Source organism: Streptomyces sp. DSM 116793 (assembly GCF_057320905.1).
Map to the genome: position 1 here is coordinate 4511215 of NZ_CM170494.1, position 21543 is coordinate 4532757.

Here is a 21543-nt window from a genome sequence, read left to right on the forward strand (position 1 = left end):
GGAGCACGGGCGGGGATGACGCCAGGCCTGACAACAGAGGAGACTCCCCCGGGGAACACAGAGGGCGCGGGCGCATCAGGAAGCCCCGTGCCGGAAGGAACCGGACGGACGAGGCATCCGTCCCACCTGCGGAAGACCCCGTGGGTGAGGAATCAGGCAACTCAGCTTCTGTGAAGGGCGGAGGTGGGCGAGGGTGACATCCACGACCGGCGCGGCCGGGCATCCTGACGTGGACCGGATCTCCGCGCTCGTCGAAGGCCTTCTCCCTCCTGAGGAGCGCGAGGAGATCGAGGCACATCTGGAGGGGTGTGCTGACTGCTCCGACATCCACACCTCCCTGGAGGAGGTCCGTGCGCTCCTTGGCGAGCTGTCGACGCCCACCCCCATGCCGGAGGATGTGGCCGACCGCATCGATGCGGCTCTGGCGGCGGAGGCCCTTCTTGCACACATGGGTTCCTCGCCCTCCGGTACGGAAGCTTCACCCTCCGGCGCCCCCACGGATTCCGCGGCCTCCAGTGCGACCATCGACCCCTCGTCCTCCTCCGCGACGCATGTTTCACGTGAAACATCGCCCGGAGAGAGCTCCCCGACCTCCGGCGGTCGGCCGGCCGGCCACCCCCGAGGCTCCACCGGCCCGGGACGCCCCGGGCGGGGCCGCTCGATCAACCGCCGGCGGACCATCACCCTGGGTGCGGTCTTCACTTTGGTGGTACTGGGCCTGGGCTCCTTCTTGATCCAGTCCCTCGGCGACGACGATTCCTCGAAGCGGCCGGCCGAGGCGTCCAGCGTCCGCCCGTCCGACTCCCGCCACACGTTCTCGAAGCACACCCTGGAGGGGCAGGTCACCACGCTCCTCAAGAAGCATCCCACCGAAGATCAGTCCGCTCCGGACGAGACGGACAGCGGTCCCGACTCTGCCCCGCCCGCCCCCACGCAATCGCCCTCACTTGATATGGGATCCCCGGAAGCGCCACCGAAGACGGCGACTCCGCTTCAGCGGACCGATCCCCCTGTGGCGGTGCCGGACTGCGTCCGGAAGGGCATCGGTCGTCCCGAGCCGGCGATCGCGGCGGAGCAGGGTGTCTTCCAGGGCACGGATGCCTACCTTGTCGTGCTCCCCCATGCGACCGACCCCCACAAGGTCTCGGCCTATGTGGTGGATGCCACCTGCATCCACCGCCCCACCCTGCCGGCCGGTGCGGTCCTGCTCACGGAGTCATACGCGCGGCACTGACGCGGGGGCCTGCCGGGCGCCGCGGTGCCGGAGAGCTGCCCCCGAGCGCTGCGCCATGGCATCGTGCGGGGGACTCGTCGGCGGCCCTGAGGAGTGTCGACACACGCGTCGACCGGGCTCGCAGACGCCGGGAATGTGGGCCCCGTAGGATCCGTTGGGTGGTGTGTGAGTCCAGAAACGGCTCCCGCCAGGAGTAGCAGCCAGTCCCCAGAGACGAGGAATCAGCCGTGAGCGACGTCCGTAACGTGATCATCATTGGGTCTGGGCCCGCCGGTTATACGGCGGCGCTCTACACTGCGCGTGCGTCGCTGAAGCCCCTGGTGTTCGAGGGCGCGGTCACCGCCGGTGGCGCGCTGATGAACACCACAGACGTGGAGAACTTCCCCGGCTTCCGAGACGGCATCATGGGCCCCGAGCTGATGGACAACATGCGGGCTCAGGCCGAGCGCTTCGGTGCCGAGCTGGTGCCGGACGATGTGGTCTCGGTCGACCTCACCGGCGAGATCAAGACCGTGACGGACACCGCGGGGACCGTGCACCAGGCGAAGGCCGTCATCGTCACCACGGGCTCGCAGCACCGCAAGCTCGGCCTGCCGAACGAGGACGCCCTCTCCGGACGCGGTGTCTCGTGGTGTGCCACGTGTGACGGCTTCTTCTTCAAGGACCAGGACATCGCGGTGATCGGTGGCGGTGACACCGCCATGGAGGAGGCCACCTTCCTCTCCCGGTTCGCCAAGTCCGTCACCGTCGTACACCGCCGGGACGCCCTCCGTGCGTCCAAGGCGATGCAGGACCGCGCCTTCGCCGACCCCAAGATCAAGTTCATCTGGGACAGCGAGGTCGCCGAGATCCATGGCGACCAGAAGCTCTCGGGGCTGACCCTGCGCAACGTGAAGACGGGCGAGAACTCACCCCTGGCGGTGACGGGACTGTTCATCGCGATCGGGCATGACCCCCGTACCGAGCTCTTCAAGAGCCAGCTCACCTTGGACGACGAGGGCTACCTCAAGGTGGAGTCCCCCTCCACCCGCACCAATATCACCGGCGTCTTCGCTGCCGGTGATGTCGTCGACCACACCTACCGTCAGGCGATCACCGCGGCGGGTACCGGCTGCTCCGCGGCCCTCGACGCAGAGCGGTTCCTTGCCGCTCTCGCCGACGCCGAGAACGCATCAGCCAGCGCCGTCGTCTGACTCACACCCCACCCACACCGATCTAAGGAGCTAGCCGTGGCCGGCCCCCTGAAGCATGTGACTGACGATTCCTTTGAGCAGGATGTCCTCAAGAGCGACAAGCCCGTACTGGTGGACTTCTGGGCCGCCTGGTGTGGTCCCTGCCGCCAGATCGCCCCGTCCCTGGAGGCGATCGCGAGCGAGTACGGCGACAAGATCGAGGTCGTCAAGCTCAACATCGACGAGAACCCGGGGACTGCCGCGAAGTACGGCGTCATGTCCATCCCGACGCTGAACGTCTACCAGGGTGGCGAGGTCGCCAAGACCATCGTCGGTGCCAAGCCCAAGGCGGCGATTGTCCGCGACCTTGAGGACTTCATCTCTGAGTGATGCTGCGGCGCTGTTTCACGTGAAACATCGACGGGCCAACCCCATGGGGTTGGCCCGTCGTCGTATCGGGCGTCGTCATGGATCTCACAGTGGCCGTAGCACCGGCTCCTTCTGTACCGCGCCCAGGAGGCGGTCGATCGCCATCTCGACGTCCTCCTTCCACGACAGCGTCGTCCGTAGCTCCAACCTCAGCCGCGGATAGGCGGGGTGAGGACGGACCGTCTTGAAGCCCACCGCAAGCAGATGGTCGGCGGGCAGGAGGCAGCCAGGCTCCTTCCAGTGGGCGTCGCCAAAGGCTTCGATGGCCTTGAAACCCCGGCGGAGCAGATCCTTGGCGACCGTCTGCACCATCACCCGGCCCAGTCCCTGCCCCTGGTATCCGGGCATGATCCACGCGGTCATCAGCTGTACGGCGTCCGGCGATACGGGACTCGTGGGAAAGGCCGTGGACCGCGGCACATAGGCCGGGGGTGCGTAGAGCACAAAGCCCACGGGCACATCGTCGACGTAGACGACACGTCCGCAGGATCCCCATTCCAGAAGGACGGCGGAGATCCACGCCTCCTTCTCCAGGTCGGGGGTGCCGGCCTTCTGTGCGGCCTCACCGCTGACGGGATCCAGCTCCCAGAACACACAGGTCCGACAGCGCTTGGGGAGATCCGGAAGGTTGTCCAGGGTAAGCGGTACGAGCCGACGCCCCATGAAGGCAGTTCCTCACTTCCTCCGCCGCCCGACGCGCCACGGACGGCCGCCAGAGCGCCCCGTTTCCCGAGCAGGCTGTCGGCGATCGCCGACCACCCCCAGCACGGGCCCTGCAGTCACCAGCGCGGTGCCGCTCACCGGCTGCATGGCCCCGCCTCCGATGAAGTCCCGCCAGGTGGGTGCGCCATACCTGATCGCATCGTAGCCACGAAGTGATTGCACCGATACCGTAGTAAAGCAAAGAGCGGGCCGTGTTCCGGTACACACCGGACACGGCCCGCTTCTGGCTCATTCAGGAGGCAGCGGCCCCAGGCCGTCGCACTCAGGCTTCCTTGTCCTCCGACTCCTCCTGCCGAAGGCTGTTCCCCAGCACCGGACCCTCCCCGGGAGCCAGCGTCCCAAGGATCCTCTCCAGATCGTCCATCGAGGCGAACTCAACGACGATCTTGCCCTTCTTCTGCCCCAGGTCGACCTTGACCCGGGTCTCAAAGCGGTCCGAGAGCCGGGTGGCAAGGTCGCTCAGTGCGGGGGACACCCGGGCACCGGCCCGGGGCCCCTTGGGACGGGGCGCGCTCGCCGGTCGGGACCCCATCAGGGTCACGATCTCCTCCACGGCCCGCACCGAGAGTCCCTCGGCCACGATCCGATGGGCCAGCCGATCCTGCTCCTCGGAGTCCTCCACGGAGAGCAGCGCCCGAGCATGCCCCGCGGACAGCACACCGGCGGCCACCCGACGCTGAACGGCCGGCGAGAGCTTCAGCAGCCGCAGGGTGTTGGAGACCTGGGGCCGCGAGCGGCCGATGCGGTCGGCAAGCTGGTCGTGGGTGCAGTTGAAGTCCTTGAGCAACTGGTCGTAGGCGGCCGCCTCTTCCAGCGGGTTCAGCTGTGCCCGATGCAGGTTCTCCAGCAGGGCATCCAGGAGGAGCTTCTCGTCCTCGGTGGCACGGACGATGGCGGGGATACGCTCCAGGCCCGCCTCACGGCAGGCCCGCCAGCGCCGCTCGCCCATGATCAGCTCGTAGCGGGACGAGCCGACCTGGCGCACCACGACCGGCTGGAGAAGGCCGACCTCCTTGATGGAGGTCACCAGCTCCGCGAGCGCATCCTCGTCGAAGACCTCACGCGGCTGCCGTGGGTTGGGCGTGATGCTGTCGAGCGAAAGCTCCGCGAAGTACGCCCCGGAGGGATGCTGCTCCAGCGCCTCGGTGACCTGGGGCGCCGGAGAGGACTCCTCCACCTCGGGAGAGACGGTGCCTCTGGGCAGCGTGGCCACCTTGGCCGCCGGCGGCGCTCCCCGTTCGGCACTGAGGACGGGGGCGGGCGACGCCGACGACGATGTGCCATTGCCCACGGCCGGGGGCGTGGACTTCTCGGCTGTCGGGGCCGCAGGGATCAGGGCCCCGAGGCCGCGGCCCAGCCCTCTCCGTCGCTCACTCACTGGATCCCCTCCGCGATGCTTTGCTGTTCATTCTGAGAGCCCAGATGGGCGTGGGTGGCGTCGTACCGCACGCCGACCCCCCGTAGGGCGATCTCGCGCGCAGCCTCAAGGTACGAGAGCGCGCCGCTCGACCCTGGATCGTAGGTCAGGACGGTCTGCCCATAGCTCGGCGCCTCCGAGATACGCACCGAGCGCGGGATGCTCGTCCGGAGGACCTCGTCCCCGAAGTGGTTCCGCACCTCTTCCGCGACCTGCGACGCCAGCCTGGTCCGGCCGTCGTACATGGTCAGCAGGATCGTGGAGACATGCAGGGTCGGGTTGAGGTGCCCTCGGACCAGGTCCACATTGCGCAGGAGCTGCCCCAGCCCCTCCAGCGCGTAGTACTCACACTGGATGGGGATCAGGACCTCCGCACCGGCCACCAGGGCGTTCACGGTCAGCAGACCCAGGGACGGCGGGCAGTCGATCAGGACATAGTCGAGCGGCTGCTCATACGCCTGAATGGCCCTCTGTAGCCTGCTCTCCCGTGCTACCAGCGAGACCAGTTCGATCTCCGCACCGGCCAGATCGATCGTGGCAGGCGCACAGAAGAGCCCCTCCACATCAGGGACCGGCTGTACGACCTCCGACAGCGGCTTGCTTTCGACCAACACATCGTAGATCGACGGGACTTCGGCGTGGTGATCGATTCCCAGCGCTGTGGACGCATTGCCCTGCGGATCCAGATCGATCACCAGGACCCGGCCGCCATGCACCGCCAGCGAGGCGGCGAGGTTGACGGTGGTCGTGGTCTTGCCGACCCCACCCTTCTGGTTGGCGACCACCATGACCCGGGTCTGCTCTGGCCGTGGCAAGCCTTCACCGGCACGGCCCAGAGCCTCTACGGCCAGCTGGGCCGCACGACCGATGGGGGTGTCGTCCAGCGGGGTCGGTGTTTCACGTGAAACATCCTCCCCCGCCGTCTCGGTACGGGGACCGGGGACCGGATCGGTCATCGGTCCCGCGATGTTGGCGTCGGACCGCAAGGATTCACTCTCCTCGACTTCAGGCTCGCGATGAACAGAGCCTCCCATGTCTTTGGGGTCGTGAACCAGCGAGGTCTGTTCTTCTGTGGAGAAATCCGCTTCTGTGGACAACTCCATGCCCTCTTCGGGTGACCCCAGGGCGCCAAAACGCCCCCGATCACGCGGGTGGGCCGCAGCGCGACCTCGACTGATGATGCCATGCAGAAGTGAGCGACGTTTCACGTGAAACACGATGCCTAGCCGTCAACGCCACACCCGCGCGACACTCCGAGATGCGTACTTTCGGCAGCTTGTGTGGAGTACGGCCTATCGCCAAGACGGATGACCGTCGTCCGCGGTTTCGGCCTCGCGGGGGACGACCAGCCACGTAATCATTCCGTGATCACGGCTCCGACCAGGGCGGAGCCGGTTACACGATCACCGTCGGCGCCGAGAACGCCCCGTCCGAGCCGCCTTGGCCCGCTTGGCCGCGAACCGCACCCCGCCAGGGCTCTCTCCGACCTCGACCCGGACGACAGTCGCCGGAGGGTCTACCAGACCTTCACCTACATGGAGAACTGAGGTCTCGACGGCACCCAGCTTTCCGAGGGCCGCGCGGGCTCCCTTCACCTCTTCCTCGGCCGTATCGCCCTTGAGTGCCAGCATCTCCCCATAGGGTCGTAGCAGCGGCACCCCCCAGCCCGCCAGCCGGTCGAGGGGAGCCACAGCACGGGCCGTGACCACATGCACGGGGGTAAGGCTGCCCAGGACCTCCTCCGCGCGGCCCCGCACCACACTCACATGATCAAGCCCCAGCAGCTCGACCACCTCAGAGAGGAAGTTGGTGCGGCGCAGAAGTGGCTCCAGGAGCGTGATCTTCAGGTCGGGGCGGACCAGCGCCAGAGGGATGCCGGGAAGCCCGGCCCCCGAGCCCACATCGCAGACGGTGACGCCATCCGGTACGACCTCGGAGAGCACCGCACAGTTGAGCAGATGGCGCTCCCAGAGCCGGGGCACCTCACGTGGCCCGATCAGGCCGCGCCGTACTCCCGTATCGGCAAGCAGTTCTCCGTACCGGACCGCATCCGGGAAACGCTCGCCGAAGATCGCCCGCGCCGCTTCGGGCGCCGGGGGAAGCTCCGCTGCCTCCGTCACGAGGACCGTCCTTCCGTACCGCGCTGGCGCACGGCTGGTGACTATCAGGCTGACAAAGATCGGCCCCGCCTGCGAACAGACGGGGCCGGGGACGTTCGATGATCAGGCGGGGAGCACCACGACGAAGCGCTCCGGCTCCTCGCCCTCGGATTCGCTGCGCAGGCCGGCGGCCTTCACCGCGTCATGGACCACCTTGCGCTCAAAGGGGGTCATCGGGTCGAGCCGTACCGGCTCCCCGGAGCTCTTCACATCGGCGGCGACCTTCGCGCCCAGCTCGGAGAGGTCCGCGCGCTTCTTGGCGCGGTACCCGGCGATGTCCAGCATCAGCCGGCTGCGGTCCCCGGTCTCCCGGTGCACGGCGAGACGGGTGAGCTCCTGGAGAGCCTCCAGGACCTCGCCGTCCCGCCCGACCAGCTTCTGCAGATCACGGCTGCCGCTGTCGCTGATGATCGACACGGACGCCCGGTCGGCCTCGACGTCCATGTCGATGTCGCCGTCGAGGTCGGCGATGTCCAGCAGCCCCTCAAGGTAGTCGGCGGCGATCTCGCCCTCCTGCTCCAGGCGGGTCAGGCTGTCACTCGCCTCGGCAGCGGCCGTGGTGGTGCCTTCCGTCACGGATGGACTCCTTTTTACTTCTTGGACGGGTGCTTGGGCCGCTGCTGGCCCTTGCGCTGTCCGGACTTGGCTTGGCGTGCGTTACCGGACGACGCCCGGCTGCGGGCCGGCTTGGCAGGCGCATTGGCATCCCCCGACTCTTCCCGCTTGGCGTCCTTCGGGGCGTTCTCCGACTTCTGCAGCGAGGGCTTGCCGGACCGCTGGCCCTCGGACTTACCACCGTCCGTGTCCTCCTTGGCGCCGTCCGTGTCCTCCTTGGCGCCGCCCGTGGCGTCCTTGGCGCCCCCGCCCGGCTTGGCACCGCCATGGCTCTGGGCGCCACCCGACTGCCGCTGCGCCTTGGACTGCCGCTTGGGCTGCTGGCGCCGCGGAACGCCGCCCCCGGCCGGGGCGCCGCCGTCTACGGCGCTCTCCACGCCGGCCGCGGCCTTCACGCTCTCGCTGGGCACCACCGTGCCGTCGGCCTGGGCCGCCAGGCCGGCCTTGTTGAGGCCGTTGATGAACTTGCGCTCGAACTCGTTGCGGTCCCGGCCCTTGGCGACGATGGCCTTGACGATGGCGCGCTCACGGCGGTTACGGGTCTTGCCGTGGTGCGTGACGTGCTTGTGCAGGCGCTCCAGATAGGAGGCCTGGGCCTTGGAACCCGGGGTCGGGTTGTTGTGGATGACATACATCTGCTGGCCCATGGTCCACACGTTGGTGGTCAGCCAGTAGACGAGGACACCGACCGGGAAGTTGATGCCGAAGACGGCGAAGATCAGCGGGAAGACGTACATCAGCATCTTCTGCTGCTGCATGAAGGGCGTCTTCACCGTGGTGTCGACGTTCTTCGTCATCAGCTGGCGCTGCGTGTAGAACTGCGAGAACGACATCAGGACGATCATGACCGCGGTCACGACCCGGACGTCCGTCAGCGAGGCGCCGAGCGCCCCGACCTTGTCCGAGCTGTCCAGGAACTTCGCGGCCAGCGGGGCGCCGAAGATGTGTGCCTTCTGTGCGCTCTCCAGCAGCGGCTGGTCGATCACGCCGATGGTCTTGCCGGAGGCGATACCGCTCAGTACGTGGTAGAGGGCGAAGAAGAACGGGGACTGCGCCAGGATGGGAAGACACGAGGAGAGCGGGTTGGTGCCCGACTCCTTGTACAGCTTCATCATCTCTTCGGACTGACGCTGCTTGTCGCTCTTGTAGCGCTCCTGGATCTTCTTCATCTCAGGTTGCAGCGTCTGCATGGCGCGGGTCGCCTTGATCTGCTTCACGAAGAGCGGGATCAGGCAGATCCGGATCAGAACCACCAGGGACACGATGGACAGGCCCCAGGCCAGCCCCGTATCGGGACCGAAGATCGCACCGAACAGCGTGTGGAACTGAACGATGATCCACGAGACGGGTGTCGTGATGAAGCTAAACAGGCCGGCAATACTGTCCACTAATCAGGCTCCTTGAGCATGGGTCGGGGTCTCGGCGACCGGGCTCTGGGTCTCGGCGGGGTGGTCCCCGGAAGGCTCGCCGGTGGCGGAAGGCCCGCCCTTGCGTGTACGCCATGCGTCACGCAGCATTTCGTGCCATCGTGGACGCTTGCGCGGCGGTACGTGGTCCACACCGCCGAGCGACCAAGGGTTGCACCGCAGGATGCGCCAGGCGGTGAGTGCCGTGCCCTTGACCGCACCATGCCGGTCGATGGCCTCGTATCCGTAGTGGGAGCACGACGGGTAGTACTTGCACACGGGCCCGAGCAGTGGACTTATCGTCCACTGGTACAACTTGATCAAGGCAAGCAGTGGGTACTTCATCGCGCACCCCCTCCCAGCAATCGCTGAAGAGCGGCGTCCAGGTCTCGGGCCAACTGTGCGTGGTCGGCGTCGCCCGCACCGGGCAGCGCGCGCACGACTACCAGGCTACCGGCAGGCAGAAGAGCCAATCGGTCCCGCACAAGGTGGCGGAGCCTTCGTTTTACTGTGTTTCGCGTCACCGCTCCACCCACGGCTTTGCTCACGACGAAACCCGCACGCGCCGGGGGAACGCTTTCCCCGGGGGCGTGCGGGTCCGTTGCATCGCTGCGGAGGTGGACGACGAGGAGCGGGCGCCCGGCCCGGCGTCCCCGTCGTACCGCGGTCGCGAAGTCCTCGGGCCGCCTCAGCCGATGCTCGGTAGGCAGCACAGCGACATCGGCCTCAGCACAGGGGCTCAGGCCGACAGACGCGCGCGACCCTTGCTGCGGCGGGACGCGATGATCGCGCGGCCGGCACGGGTGCGCATACGCAGCCGGAAGCCGTGGGTCTTCGCGCGGCGACGGTTGTTCGGCTGGAAGGTGCGCTTGCTCACTCGGGGGCTCCAGAAAGGTGTCGGTGGATGACGAGCGTCGGCTGGCTGTCACCGTGCGCCCACGAGTAGCTCGCCTACGCCCGAGTGCACCGCTTCCCGACCACTCTGCGTGATCTTCGCCCTTCGAAGGCAGGCGGCAGCAGCCATCGACAACTCGACCTCGTAACGGTACGGCGGCCTAGGCCATTGGGTCAAACCAGCGCCCGTGGCGCTCCCGCACCCGTGACCCGGAGACCGCGCGCATCCGTGACCGGGAGACACTGAGACACTGTGCACAGCCTGTGGACAACAACTTGAACCGTACGAGCGCCCTGACTACCGTGGCTGGACTCCGATTCGTCCCTTCCATGACCCGTCGTCTCTGTTCCGCCACCCGTCGAAAGCCCCACGGTCCGAGTCCTTCCGGGCCCCTCAAGATTTTCTTCCGACCCGTCCCGGACACCACCCGTCCGTGGGACCTGTGAGAGAGCGTGCCCTGTGGCTGACGTACCTGCCGATCTTGCCGCAGTGTGGCCACGAGTTCTGGAGCAGCTCCTCGGCGAGGGCCGGGGCCACCGGGAACACAGCGTCGAGGCGAAGGACGAGCACTGGATCAGGCGCTGCCAGCCCCTGGCGCTGGTGGCGGACACCGCTCTGCTCGCCGTACCGAACGAATTCGCGAAAGGCGTACTGGAGGGCAGGCTCGCGCCGGTGGTCAGCGACACCCTGAGCCGGGAGTGCGGCCGCCCGATCCGGATCGCCATCACCGTCGACGACTCCGCGGGCGAGCCCCCGGCGCCGCCCGCCCCGAACCCCGTCCCGCCGCAGCGCTACGAGGAACCCGACCTCCCGCCGCGCGGCGACCAGCTCCCCACCGCACGCCCCGCGTATCCGGACGAGTACGAGCGCCGCGAACCCGGCGGCTGGCCCCGGCCCGGGGACGACGTCGGCTGGCAGCAGCCCCGGCTCGGCTTCCCCGAACGCGACCCGTACGCCACCACCGCCCAGCAGGCGGGCCACGACTACCACCCGGCGTCCCCCGAGCACTCCCCGTACGATCAGGGCCGTCCCGGCTACGAGGGCGAGCGCCGCGGCTACGAGCAGGAGCGCTCCCCCTACGACCAGGAGCGCTCCCCGTACGAGCAGCAGCGCGCGGAGTACGAGCAGCAGCGCACCGACTACGAGGCGCAGCGGCCCGGCTACGAGGGACGGTCGGACTACGCCTCGCGCGGCGACCGCGGGGAGCGGCCCGAGCCGGCGTCCCCCGGAATGCGCGGGCCCGGCATGCCGGGCGCCGGGCTGCCCGGCGGCCCGGGTGGGCACGGCGGGGTGCGCGGGGGCGGGCCGGTGGGCTCGTCGCTGCCCGCTCCCAGCGGCGCGCCCGGACCGCTCGCCGCGCAGCCCGCGCCGGCCACGGGTCCCGGCGAGCCGACGGCGCGGCTGAACCCCAAGTACCTCTTCGACACCTTCGTCATCGGTGCCTCGAACCGTTTCGCGCACGCGGCGGCGGTGGCCGTCGCCGAGGCCCCGGCCAAGGCGTACAACCCGCTGTTCATCTACGGCGAGTCCGGCCTCGGCAAGACGCACCTGCTGCACGCCATCGGGCACTACGCCCGCAGCCTCTACCCGGGCACGCGGGTGCGGTACGTGAGCTCGGAGGAGTTCACCAACGAGTTCATCAACTCCATCCGGGACGGCAAGGGCGACAGCTTCCGCAAGCGCTACCGGGAGATGGACATCCTGCTGGTCGACGACATCCAGTTCCTCGCGGACAAGGAGTCGACGCAGGAGGAGTTCTTCCACACGTTCAACACGCTGCACAACGCGAACAAACAGATCGTGCTGTCCTCGGATCGGCCGCCCAAACAGCTGGTGACCCTGGAGGACCGGCTCCGGAACCGCTTCGAGTGGGGCCTGATCACCGACGTCCAGCCGCCCGAGCTGGAGACCCGGATCGCGATCCTCCGCAAGAAGGCCGTCCAGGAGCAGCTGAACGCACCGCCGGAGGTGCTGGAGTTCATCGCCTCGCGGATCTCGCGGAACATCCGTGAGCTGGAGGGCGCGCTGATCCGCGTCACCGCGTTCGCCTCGCTCAACAGGCAGCCCGTGGACCTCGGCCTCACGGAGATCGTCCTCAAGGACCTCATCCCGGGCGGCGAGGACGCCTCCCCGGAGATCACGGCGACCGCGATCATGGCGGCCACGGCGGACTACTTCGGGCTCACGGTCGAGGACCTGTGCGGCTCCTCACGGAGCCGGGTGCTGGTGACCGCGCGGCAGATCGCCATGTATCTGTGCCGGGAGCTCACGGATCTGTCGCTGCCCAAGATCGGTGCGCAGTTCGGGGGGCGGGACCACACGACGGTGATGCATGCGGACCGGAAGATCAGGGCGCTGATGGCTGAGCGGCGGTCGATCTACAACCAGGTGACCGAGCTCACCAACCGCATCAAGAACGGCTGAGGCGAGGCGCGCCGCGCCTTCGCGCCGCGCCTTCGCGCCGCGCCTTCGCGCCGCGCCTTCGCGCGGCGACGCTTCCGCCAGCCCCGGGCCCGTCCGTCCCCTGGACCTCCTCGCCCTCGGGCCCCATCGGCCTCGGGCCCCATCGGCCTCGGGCCCCGTCGATCGCGGGCCCCGTCGACCTCGGACCCCGTCGACCTCGGATCCCGTCGACCTGACCCCATCGGCCCCGTCGGCCCCGGGACCCGCGGGTCTCCGGCGTCCACCGCCCTGACCCGGCCTCCGGCCTGCCCGGGCCGTCGCCGTGTGGGCTCGCGGGGACAGTGACCTGCCCCTGCGGGCCGGTGGCTCTCCGACCGTCTCGTCGTGGCTTGTCGCTCCCCCACTGCGTCGAAGCGTGGGAGGTACCCCCATCCCCGCGCCCCTGCGGTGCGGGGCTGCGCCCCGATCCTCCCCTGGCGGCCCCGTCAGTACAGGGTTCGCCCCGCGGCCCAGTCACCCGGCGCGTTCTTCGGACGGGGCCTGGACCGTTCGCCTCCACGCGCCTTCAGGCGGGGCGCATCCCGATCCCCCCGACCGCCTACGAGCCGGGCTGCTGCCCGATCGCGAGCGGAGACAGAGCCGCCCGTGCCGGTCGCGGGCGGGGTGTCATGCCCGCCGCTCGCGTGCCGACGCGCCGCGTGCCGACGCGCCGCGCGACGCGGCCCCGCGCGCCCGCACGCGGCGGGGCTGTTCGATTTCTGGGCAGGTCACGGGTGTTCTCCACAGATGCGGGGACTTTTTCCCGTCCACACCCTGGGGAGAGCGAAGTTGTCCAGACGGCATCCACAGGGGAGGCTGCTCAAGATCCTTCGTGCCAGGTCAACCGGCTGTGGATTCGTGGACAACGGCTCTCCACAGACTGTGGACGACGCCGCCGTCCACAGGGGTCTCCCGGCCGTTGTCCACCGCGCGCCCACAGCCCGGGGGCCGTTGTCCCCAGCTTTTCCCCAGTTCTCCACATCGCTGTCCACTGTTCGGCAACACGACGCGCCATCTCACCGGGTCGAGTGAAAGGCGTCACATCGGTACGCCGGCATGACCTGTGGGCAACGTGGGTAAACCTGGGGACGCAGCTGGGGAGAAGTGGCTCCACCCTGTGCATCGGGTGTGCAGAACTTTTCCCCGTCCACAGCGGACCCGGGTTGTCCACGGGCGGCGCCCACAGGCGCAGTGGACAAAATCTGCCCTCTGAGCTGCGAAAACGGGGTTATCCACGGTTTCCACAGGCCCTACTACTACCCCCACACGGAGAGAGCGGGGAATTGGTTTCGAAGTGGGGGCTGTGCACAACTCGCGGCTCGCGGCGACACGGCGCTCCAGCGCGGGGCGGCATGACTTGACCCCGACGGGCTCCTAGTGTCAGTGGTGTGCGTCAGACTGTTCCCCGGTGTCCTTCCCCGCAGGGGACGAGCCGACACCGAGTCAGACGGCAGATGGCAACCAGACGGCACAGCCGGCGCGGCACGGGCCGGCAGCAGCAGAGAGCGGCCGGCGCAAGGCGGCCGGCCACAGCAGGAGGCGGCTTACGGTGAAGATCCGGGTGGAACGCGACGTACTCGCGGAGGCAGTGGCCTGGGCGGCACGCAGCCTCCCGGCCCGTCCGCCGGCGCCTGTCCTCGCCGGCCTGCTGCTGAAGGCCGAGGACGGCGCACTCAGCCTCTCCAGCTTCGACTACGAGGTCTCGGCCCGGGTCTCCGTGGAGGCCGAGGTGGAGGAGGAGGGCACCGTCCTCGTCTCCGGCCGCCTGCTGGCCGACATCAGCCGCGCTCTCCCCAACCGCCCGGTGGAGATTTCCACAGACGGTGTACGGGCGACCGTCGTCTGCGGCTCCTCCCGCTTCACCCTCCACACCCTGCCTGTGGAGGAGTACCCCGCGCTGCCGCAGATGCCGTCCGCGACCGGCACCGTCCCCGGTGAGGTCTTCGCCTCGGCCGCCGCGCAGGTGGCCATCGCCGCCGGCCGCGACGACACCCTCCCGGTGCTCACCGGCGTCCGCATCGAGATCGAGGGCGACACGGTCACCCTGGCGTCCACCGACCGCTACCGCTTCGCGGTCCGCGAGTTCCTGTGGAAGCCGGAGGCGGCCGACGCCTCCGCGGTCGCCCTGGTACCCGCCAAGACGCTCCTGGACACCGCCAAGGCGCTCACCAGCGGCGACAGCGTCACCATCGCCCTGTCCGGCTCCGGCGCCGGCGAGGGCCTGATCGGTTTCGAGGGCGCGGGACGGCGCACCACGACCCGGCTGCTGGAAGGCGACCTCCCGAAGTACCGCACCCTCTTCCCCACGGAGTTCAACTCCGTCGCGGTGATCGAGACCGCCCCCTTCGTGGAGGCCGTCAAGCGCGTCGCCCTGGTGGCCGAGCGGAACACCCCGGTCCGCCTCAGCTTCGAGCAGGGCGTCCTCACCCTGGAGGCCGGTTCCAGCGACGACGCACAGGCTGTGGAAAGGGTCGACGCCCGGCTGGAGGGCGACGACATCTCCATCGCCTTCAACCCGACGTTCCTGCTGGACGGCCTCAGCGCCATCGACTCGCCCGTCGCCCAGCTCTCCTTCACGACCTCCACCAAGCCGGCCCTGCTGGGCGGCAAGCCCGCGCTGGACGCCGAGGCGGACGACGCCTACAAGTACCTGATCATGCCGGTGCGCCTGTCGGGCTGAGCCCCGCCAGGAGCCCGCCCACGCCGCCGGGGCGAGCCCGCCGCCGGGGCCCTCCCCCGGAGCGCGCGGGTGACGCCTGAGCGGCTGTGCCCACAGGTGTGCGTGAGACGCCGGGCGTAGGCTCGGGGCGGGTACGCACAGTGCCTCCCCCGAACTCTCGGCTCCGTTCGAGCAGGGGACCCCACGCGACGTCGCTACTTAAGGAACCACTGATGGAGCTCGGTCTCGTCGGCCTCGGCAAGATGGGCGGCAACATGCGTGAGCGCATTCGCCGCGCCGGCCACACCGTCATCGGGTACGACCGCAATCCTGATCTGTCCGATGTCGGCAGCCTGGAGGAGCTGGTGAGCCGGCTCGAGGGCCCCAGGGTGGTGTGGGTGATGGTGCCCGCCGGCGCCCCGACCCAGGCGACCATAGACGAGCTGGCCGGCCTCCTGGAGCCCGGCGACGTCGTCGTGGACGGCGGCAACTCCCGCTGGACGGACGACGAGAAGCACGCCGTCGAGCTCGGCCTCAAGCGCGTCGGCTTCGTCGACTGCGGCGTCTCCGGCGGCATCTGGGGCCTGGAGCAGGGCTACGCCCTGATGTACGGCGGCGACGCGGAGAACGTCGCCAAGGTGCAGCCGATCTTCGACGCGCTCAAGCCCGAGGGTGAGTTCGGCGCGGTGCACGCCGGCAAGGTCGGCGCGGGCCACTTCGCCAAGATGGTCCACAACGGCATCGAGTACGCCATGATGCAGGCCTTCGCCGAAGGCTGGGAGCTGCTGGAGGCCGTGCACTCGGTGACCGACGTCCGCGAGGTGTTCCGGTCCTGGCAGTCCGGCACCGTGATCCGCTCCTGGCTGCTCGACCTCGCGGTCAAGGCGCTCGACGAGGACGAGCACCTGGAGAGCCTGAGGGGCTATGCCCAGGACTCCGGCGAGGGCCGGTGGACGGTGGAGGCCGCCATCGACAACTCCGTGCCGCTGCCCGCCATCACCGCGTCCCTCTTCGCCCGCTTCGCCTCCCGCCAGGAGGACTCCCCGCAGATGAAGATGATCGCGGCGCTCCGCAACCAGTTCGGCGGCCACGAGGTCGAGAAGGCCTGAGCCGGGCGCAGCGGCCGGAGCCGGCCGTGGTCCGTCCACGGCCGGGCGAGCCGCTGTGCGGCGGCGCGGGCGCCCGCACAGGCCCGTCCTGGCCGCCTCCGGCCCACCGCCGTCCCCGGCCGGTCCGGCCCGTGCCGGCCCCGGCCGGCACGGTCGGCACGGTCGGCACGGCTCCAGGGCGCTTCCCGGTCGTTCACGGCCCGCTCCCGGCCCGTGCGGACGCCCGCGCCGCGCACGGGCCGCGCACAGGCCGGCGCGGGCCACTAGCATCGCGCACTCAGGCGTACCCGTAGTTCTCAGTGACATCAGGGGGAGGTCGGCGCCGACCATGCACCTCACGCATCTCTCGCTCGCCGACTTCCGCTCGTACACGGCGGTCGACGTGCCGCTCGAACCGGGCGTCACGGCGTTCGTCGGCCCCAACGGACAGGGCAAGACCAACCTCGTCGAGGCCGTCGGCTACCTGGCCACGCTCGGCAGCCACCGGGTCGCCTCGGACGCCCCGCTGGTCCGCGTGGGAGCGGAGCGTGCCGTGGTCCGTGCCGCGGTGCGCCAGGGCGAGCGCCGGCAGCTGATCGAGCTCGAACTCAACCCGGGCCGGGCCAACCGCGCCAGAATCAACAGGTCGTCCCAGGTCAGGTCCCGTGACGTGGTGGGCATCGTCAGGACGGTGCTCTTCGCCCCGGAGGACCTCGCGCTGGTGAAGGGCGACCCCGGCGAGCGCCGTCGCTTCCTCGACGAGCTGATCACGGCGCGCGCGCCGCGCATGGCGGGGGTGCGCGCCGACTACGAGCGCGTGCTCAAGCAGCGCAACACCCTGCTGAAGTCGGCCGCGCTCGCCCGGCGGCACGGCGGCCGCTCGATGGATCTGTCCACGCTGGACGTCTGGGACCAGCACCTCGCGCGCGCGGGCGCCGAGCTGCTGGCGCAGCGGCTCGCCCTGATCGCCGCGTTGCAGCCGCTCGCGGACAAGGCGTACGAGCAGCTCGCGCCCGGCGGCGGCCCGGTCACCCTGGAGTACAGGCCGTCCGCACCCGGCGAGGGAGAGACCCGCGAGGCACTGTTCGAGCAGCTCATGGCCGCCCTCACCGGCGGGCGCAAGCAGGAGATCGAGCGGGGCGTGACCCTGGTGGGCCCGCACCGCGACGACCTGCTGCTCAAGCTGGGGCGGCTGCCCGCGAAGGGGTACGCGAGCCACGGCGAGTCCTGGTCCTGTGCGCTGGCGCTCCGCCTGGCCTCCTACGACCTGCTGCGCACCGAGGACCCCTGGGCGCCCCAGCCCGGGTCCGCGCAGCCGGTGCCGCCACCGCAGCAGCCCGAGCCGGGCCAGGCCGTGCCGCCGCCCCAGGAGCCCCCGACCACCCCGCCCGGCCGGGACACCCCGCCCGCCGGATCCCCCGAGGGCCGGGACCCGGCCCCCCCGCCCCCGCCCCGCCGGGCCGGCGAACCGATTCTGGTGCTGGACGACGTCTTCGCGGAGCTGGACGCCCGCCGCCGCGAGCGCCTGGCGGAGCTGGTCGCGCCGGGCGAGCAGGTACTGGTCACCGCCGCGGTGGACGAGGACGTGCCGGCCGTGCTCACGGGCCGGCGGTACGCGGTGACCGAGGGGAGGGTGGAGCGCGTATGAGCGACATCACACCGCACGGAGGCCCGTCCGGAGAGGGCACGCCCGGCGGCGGAGGACTGCCGGGCCGGGGCGCCGCTCCCGGACCCTCCGGCGCTCCCGGACCCGCCCGCACCGCCGGTGCCGCCCCCGGATCAGGTGCCGCCCCCGCACTCGGCGCCACCCCGGGCCCCGCCCTGCCGGGCGGGTGGCCCGCGACCGGCGGCGGCTTGCCGACCCGCGGCGGCTTTGGGCCTGGCGGCTCCAGGACTGGCGGCTCCGGGCCCGGTGACACCGGCGGCGGCTCCCGGGTCGGCGGCGGCTCCCCAGCGGTCAGCGGCTTCCGGACCGGTGGCGGGTCCCCCGGGTCCCCGCCTCCCAACGGCCCCCAGGCCGACGGCGGTTCCCCGTCCCGAAGCGAACCCGCCGCCCACGCGCCCGCGCCCGAGCCACTGCCCGATCCCTCCGCCCCCGCCGAGCGCTCCCCGGCCGCCCCGCCCACCACCCCTGCGCCGGCCCCCGCGCCCTCCGGCGTGGACCTCGCGCGCGTCGCCCTGCGGGCCGCTAAGGAAGAGGCACGCGCGCGTGGAGCCCTCGTCCAGCAGAAACGGCAGGCACGCAGGGGCGGACTCAGGTCCGGCGCGCGCGCCGACGGCCGGGACCCCGTCCCGCTGTCCTCCGCCATCAGCCGGCTGATCGCCGACCAGGCCTGGGAGACCCCGGCCGCGGTGGGCGGTGTCATGGGCCGCTGGCCGCAGATCGTCGGCGAGGACCTGGCGCACCACTGCACACCGCTCTCCTATGACGACGCCCCCGACCAGCGGGTGCTCACCGTCCAGTGCGACTCGACGGCCTGGGCGACCCAGGTCCGGCTGCTGGCCCCGCAGCTCCTCGCCCGTCTCAACGCCGACCTGGGCCAGGGCACCGTGAAGCGGATCAAGGTGCTGGGACCGCACACCCCTGGGCGCCGTTTCGGACCTCTGCGCGCCCCCGGCAGCGTGGGCCCGCGCGACACCTACGGGTGAGCGACCGGGCACCCTGGGTGAGGCGTTGGCCCGGTAGCTGGGGGTTGACGGCCCGAAGCGCTGAGTGCCGCTGTGAGCCTCTTAGGGGCGGGGGCCGCATATGGGGAGTCGGCGGCGGCCGGTTCAGGGCGGCACATGCGGACTCAGGTACCCGCAAACCCCCATCACCGTCCGCGGTACCGGTAGACTGAAGCCAATCTCGTCCATTCGTGGGGGGAGCACTTCGGAGCATGCCGGGCACGCCGCATTCGGAGAATGCTGTATGACCACGCATTCGGAGAATGCTGTACGACCACGCATGAGGAGAATGCTGTACGACCACGCATGACGCGGGACCACCCCGAGTACCACAGACCCACCCCGAAGATCACCAACAGACGCTGCACCTAGCTGCGCAACGCTGACAAGGCTTACCAACGCACCACGCCGCAGCCGCTCCGGCCCCTGCCGGGACCCTGGTTGTGCTGTGCCAGAAAGGGCGCTTCGTGGCCGATTCCGGCAACCCCAACGAGAACATCCCGTCCACCGCCGCAGGCGAGTCCGCCGAGGCCCGCGTGGGCGCTTCCGAGGCCGCCGCGGCGGCCTCGGAAGCCGTGACCGGGACCACAGTGTCGGCGGAGTCCGCTGAGCCCGCGGAGTCTGCCGCGTACGACGCCAGCGCCATCACGGTTCTGGAAGGTCTTGACGCGGTCCGCAAGCGGCCCGGCATGTACATCGGCTCGACGGGCGAGCGCGGCCTGCACCACCTCGTCACCGAGGTCGTCGACAACTCGGTGGACGAGGCCCTCGCGGGCCACGCCGACACCATCGAGGTCACGATCCTGCCCGACGGCGGCGTGCGCGTCGTGGACAACGGCCGTGGCATCCCCGTGGACATCGTGCCGTCCGAGAAGAAGCCGGCCGTCGAGGTCGTGCTGACGGTGCTGCACGCGGGCGGCAAGTTCGGCGGCGGCGGATACGCCGTCTCCGGCGGTCTGCACGGCGTCGGCGTCTCCGTGGTGAACGCCCTTTCGACCAAGGTCAGCGTCGAGGTCAAGCGCGACGGCTACCGCTGGACGCAGGACTACAAGCTCGGCGTCCCCACCGCCCCCCTGCAGCGGAACGAGGCCACGGACGAGACCGGCACCACGGTCACGTTCTGGGCCGACCCCGACATCTTCGAGACCACGGACTACTCGTTCGAGACGCTCTCCCGGCGTTTCCAGGAGATGGCGTTCCTCAACAAGGGCCTGCGGATCAAGCTCACGGACGAGCGCGAGTCCGCGAAGGCGACCAGCGGCGCGGACGCCGGCGAGGCGGTCGACGAGACCGTGGCCGAGCCGCGCTCGGTGACGTACTACTACGAGGGCGGCATCGTCGACTTCGTGAAGTACCTCAACTCCCGCAAGGGAGAGGTGATCCACGACACCGTCATCGACATCGAGTCCGAGGACCGGGAGCGCATGCTCTCCGTCGAGGTCGCGATGCAGTGGAACAGCGGCTACAGCGAGGGCGTGTACTCGTTCGCCAACACCATCCACACCCACGAGGGCGGCACGCACGAGGAGGGCTTCAGGGCGGCGATGACGGCCCTGATCAACCGCTACGCGCGCGACAAGAAGCTGCTCCGCGAGAAGGACGACAACCTCACCGGCGACGACATCCGCGAGGGCCTGACCGCGATCATCTCGGTCAAGCTGGGCGAGCCGCAGTTCGAGGGCCAGACGAAGACGAAGCTGGGCAACACCGAGGCGAAGACCTTCGTCCAGAAGGTCGTCCACGAGCACCTCAGCGACTGGCTGGACCGCAACCCCAACGAGGCCGCGGACATCGTCCGCAAGGGCATCCAGGCGGCCACCGCGCGCGTGGCCGCCCGCAAGGCGCGCGACCTGACCCGCCGCAAGGGCCTGCTGGAGACGGCGTCCCTGCCCGGCAAGCTCTCGGACTGCCAGTCGAACGACCCGTCCAAGTGCGAGATCTTCATCGTCGAGGGCGACTCCGCCGGCGGCTCGGCCAAGTCCGGCCGAAACCCGCAGTACCAGGCCATCCTGCCCATCCGCGGCAAGATCCTGAACGTGGAGAAGGCCCGCGTCGACAAGATCCTGCTGAACCAGGAGATCCAGGCGCTGATCTCGGCCTTCGGCACCGGTGTGCACGAGGACTTCGACATCGAGAAGCTCCGCTACCACAAGATCATCCTGATGGCGGACGCCGACGTCGACGGCCAGCACATCAACACCCTGCTGCTGACGTTCCTCTTCCGCTTCATGCGGCCGCTGGTCGAGGCGGGGCACGTGTTCCTCTCCCGGCCGCCGCTGTACAAGATCAAGTGGGGTCGGGACGACTTCGAGTACGCGTACTCGGACCGTGAGCGCGACGCCCTGATCGAGCTCGGCCGCCAGCACGGCAAGCGCATCAGGGAGGACTCCGTCCAGCGCTTCAAGGGCCTCGGCGAGATGAACGCCGAGGAGCTGCGCATCACCACCATGGACCAGGAGCACCGCGTCCTCGGCCAGGTCACGCTCGACGACGCCGCGCAGGCCGACGACCTCTTCTCCGTGCTGATGGGCGAGGACGTCGAGGCCCGCCGCCAGTTCATCCAGCGCAACGCCAAGGACGTCCGCTTCCTCGACATCTGACCCGGCACCCGATGCGGCACGCGCGCGTCGGTGACGG

17 protein-coding genes and 2 pseudogenes are annotated in these 21543 nt (G+C 69.8%); 10 read left to right on the forward strand and 9 right to left on the reverse strand.

The genetic code is table 11. The features are described 5' to 3' along the window. Nucleotides 1–193 precede the first annotated feature (193 nt). The 3 genes from ACSMXW_RS17460 to trxA all read left to right on the forward strand — a co-directional run bounded on the left by ACSMXW_RS17460 (nucleotide 194) and on the right by trxA (nucleotide 2796). The gene (locus ACSMXW_RS17460) at nucleotides 194–1234 is read left to right on the forward strand and encodes an anti-sigma factor family protein (protein ID WP_485807590.1); all 1041 of its coding nucleotides are present in this window, start codon (nucleotides 194–196) and stop codon (nucleotides 1232–1234) included. A 227-nt stretch (nucleotides 1235–1461) separates the two neighbouring features. After that, nucleotides 1462–2427, forward strand: a complete 966-nt coding sequence (gene trxB, locus ACSMXW_RS17465; RefSeq protein ID WP_485807592.1) for a thioredoxin-disulfide reductase — start codon at nucleotides 1462–1464, stop codon at nucleotides 2425–2427. A 36-nt stretch (nucleotides 2428–2463) separates the two neighbouring features. Continuing rightward, a complete protein-coding gene (trxA, locus tag ACSMXW_RS17470; RefSeq protein ID WP_485807593.1) occupies nucleotides 2464–2796 on the forward strand; it encodes a thioredoxin in 333 nt (110 codons plus the stop codon). 84 nt (nucleotides 2797–2880) lie between these two features. Here trxA and ACSMXW_RS17475 read toward each other — a convergent pair whose 3' ends face one another. From ACSMXW_RS17475 to rpmH, 9 genes are all read right to left on the reverse strand, one after another. After that, the gene (locus tag ACSMXW_RS17475; RefSeq protein ID WP_485807595.1) at nucleotides 2881–3498 is read right to left on the reverse strand and encodes a GNAT family N-acetyltransferase; all 618 of its coding nucleotides are present in this window, start codon (nucleotides 3496–3498) and stop codon (nucleotides 2881–2883) included. 322 nt (nucleotides 3499–3820) lie between these two features. Beyond that, nucleotides 3821–4936, reverse strand: coding sequence for a ParB/RepB/Spo0J family partition protein (locus ACSMXW_RS17480; RefSeq protein WP_485807597.1), 1116 nt, complete (start codon nucleotides 4934–4936; stop codon nucleotides 3821–3823). Continuing rightward, complete coding sequence (locus ACSMXW_RS17485; protein WP_485808109.1) at nucleotides 4933–6009, reverse strand: ParA family protein; 1077 nt, start codon at nucleotides 6007–6009, stop codon at nucleotides 4933–4935. Before ACSMXW_RS17485 ends, ACSMXW_RS17480 begins: the two co-directional genes overlap by 4 nt. A 369-nt stretch (nucleotides 6010–6378) precedes the next feature. Continuing rightward, complete coding sequence (gene rsmG, locus ACSMXW_RS17490; protein ID WP_485807598.1) at nucleotides 6379–7095, reverse strand: 16S rRNA (guanine(527)-N(7))-methyltransferase RsmG; 717 nt, start codon at nucleotides 7093–7095, stop codon at nucleotides 6379–6381. 102 nt (nucleotides 7096–7197) lie between these two features. Beyond that, nucleotides 7198–7710 carry a Jag family protein gene (locus ACSMXW_RS17495; protein ID WP_485807599.1) on the reverse strand — a complete coding sequence of 171 codons (513 nt, stop codon included), beginning with the start codon at nucleotides 7708–7710 and terminating at the stop codon, nucleotides 7198–7200. Nucleotides 7711–7724: 14 nt separating this feature from the next. Further along, entirely contained in the window at nucleotides 7725–9137 is a 1413-nt protein-coding gene (gene yidC, locus ACSMXW_RS17500; RefSeq protein ID WP_485807601.1) for a membrane protein insertase YidC, read from the reverse strand. A gap of 3 nt (nucleotides 9138–9140) precedes the next feature. Further along, nucleotides 9141–9500: a membrane protein insertion efficiency factor YidD gene (gene yidD, locus ACSMXW_RS17505; RefSeq protein WP_485807602.1), complete on the reverse strand. Its 360-nt coding sequence runs from the start codon at nucleotides 9498–9500 to the stop codon at nucleotides 9141–9143. Next, the gene (rnpA, locus tag ACSMXW_RS17510; RefSeq protein ID WP_485807603.1) at nucleotides 9497–9868 is read right to left on the reverse strand and encodes a ribonuclease P protein component; all 372 of its coding nucleotides are present in this window, start codon (nucleotides 9866–9868) and stop codon (nucleotides 9497–9499) included. The genes yidD and rnpA overlap by 4 nt, the downstream gene beginning before the upstream one ends. Nucleotides 9869–9894: 26 nt before the next feature. Further along, on the reverse strand, nucleotides 9895–10032 hold the full coding sequence (rpmH, locus tag ACSMXW_RS17515) for a 50S ribosomal protein L34 (RefSeq protein WP_031511218.1): 138 nt from the start codon (nucleotides 10030–10032) through the stop codon (nucleotides 9895–9897). 477 nt (nucleotides 10033–10509) lie between these two features. Between rpmH and dnaA the strand changes: the two genes are divergently transcribed. The 7 genes and pseudogenes from dnaA (at nucleotide 10510) to gyrB (ending at nucleotide 21506) form a co-directional block, all read left to right on the forward strand. Beyond that, the gene (dnaA, locus tag ACSMXW_RS17520; RefSeq protein ID WP_485807605.1) at nucleotides 10510–12474 is read left to right on the forward strand and encodes a chromosomal replication initiator protein DnaA; all 1965 of its coding nucleotides are present in this window, start codon (nucleotides 10510–10512) and stop codon (nucleotides 12472–12474) included. 1567 nt (nucleotides 12475–14041) lie between these two features. Continuing rightward, nucleotides 14042–15172 (forward strand): DNA polymerase III subunit beta, encoded by a 1131-nt coding sequence (dnaN, locus tag ACSMXW_RS17525; RefSeq protein WP_485807606.1) that lies wholly within the window; start codon nucleotides 14042–14044, stop codon nucleotides 15170–15172. A 212-nt stretch (nucleotides 15173–15384) separates the two neighbouring features. Next, nucleotides 15385–16260: a phosphogluconate dehydrogenase (NAD(+)-dependent, decarboxylating) gene (gene gnd / locus ACSMXW_RS17530; RefSeq protein ID WP_485807608.1), complete on the forward strand. Its 876-nt coding sequence runs from the start codon at nucleotides 15385–15387 to the stop codon at nucleotides 16258–16260. Nucleotides 16261–16588: 328 nt separating this feature from the next. Further along, nucleotides 16589–17521, forward strand: a pseudogene (gene recF, locus ACSMXW_RS17535) (DNA replication/repair protein RecF); the annotation flags it as partial. Nucleotides 17522–17698: 177 nt separating this feature from the next. Beyond that, nucleotides 17699–17887, forward strand: a pseudogene (locus ACSMXW_RS17540) (DNA replication/repair protein RecF); the annotation flags it as partial. A gap of 428 nt (nucleotides 17888–18315) precedes the next feature. Beyond that, nucleotides 18316–18888: a DciA family protein gene (locus tag ACSMXW_RS17545; protein ID WP_485808110.1), complete on the forward strand. Its 573-nt coding sequence runs from the start codon at nucleotides 18316–18318 to the stop codon at nucleotides 18886–18888. 461 nt (nucleotides 18889–19349) lie between these two features. Beyond that, on the forward strand, nucleotides 19350–21506 hold the full coding sequence (gene gyrB / locus ACSMXW_RS17550; protein ID WP_485807609.1) for a DNA topoisomerase (ATP-hydrolyzing) subunit B: 2157 nt from the start codon (nucleotides 19350–19352) through the stop codon (nucleotides 21504–21506). Nucleotides 21507–21543 lie beyond the last annotated feature (37 nt).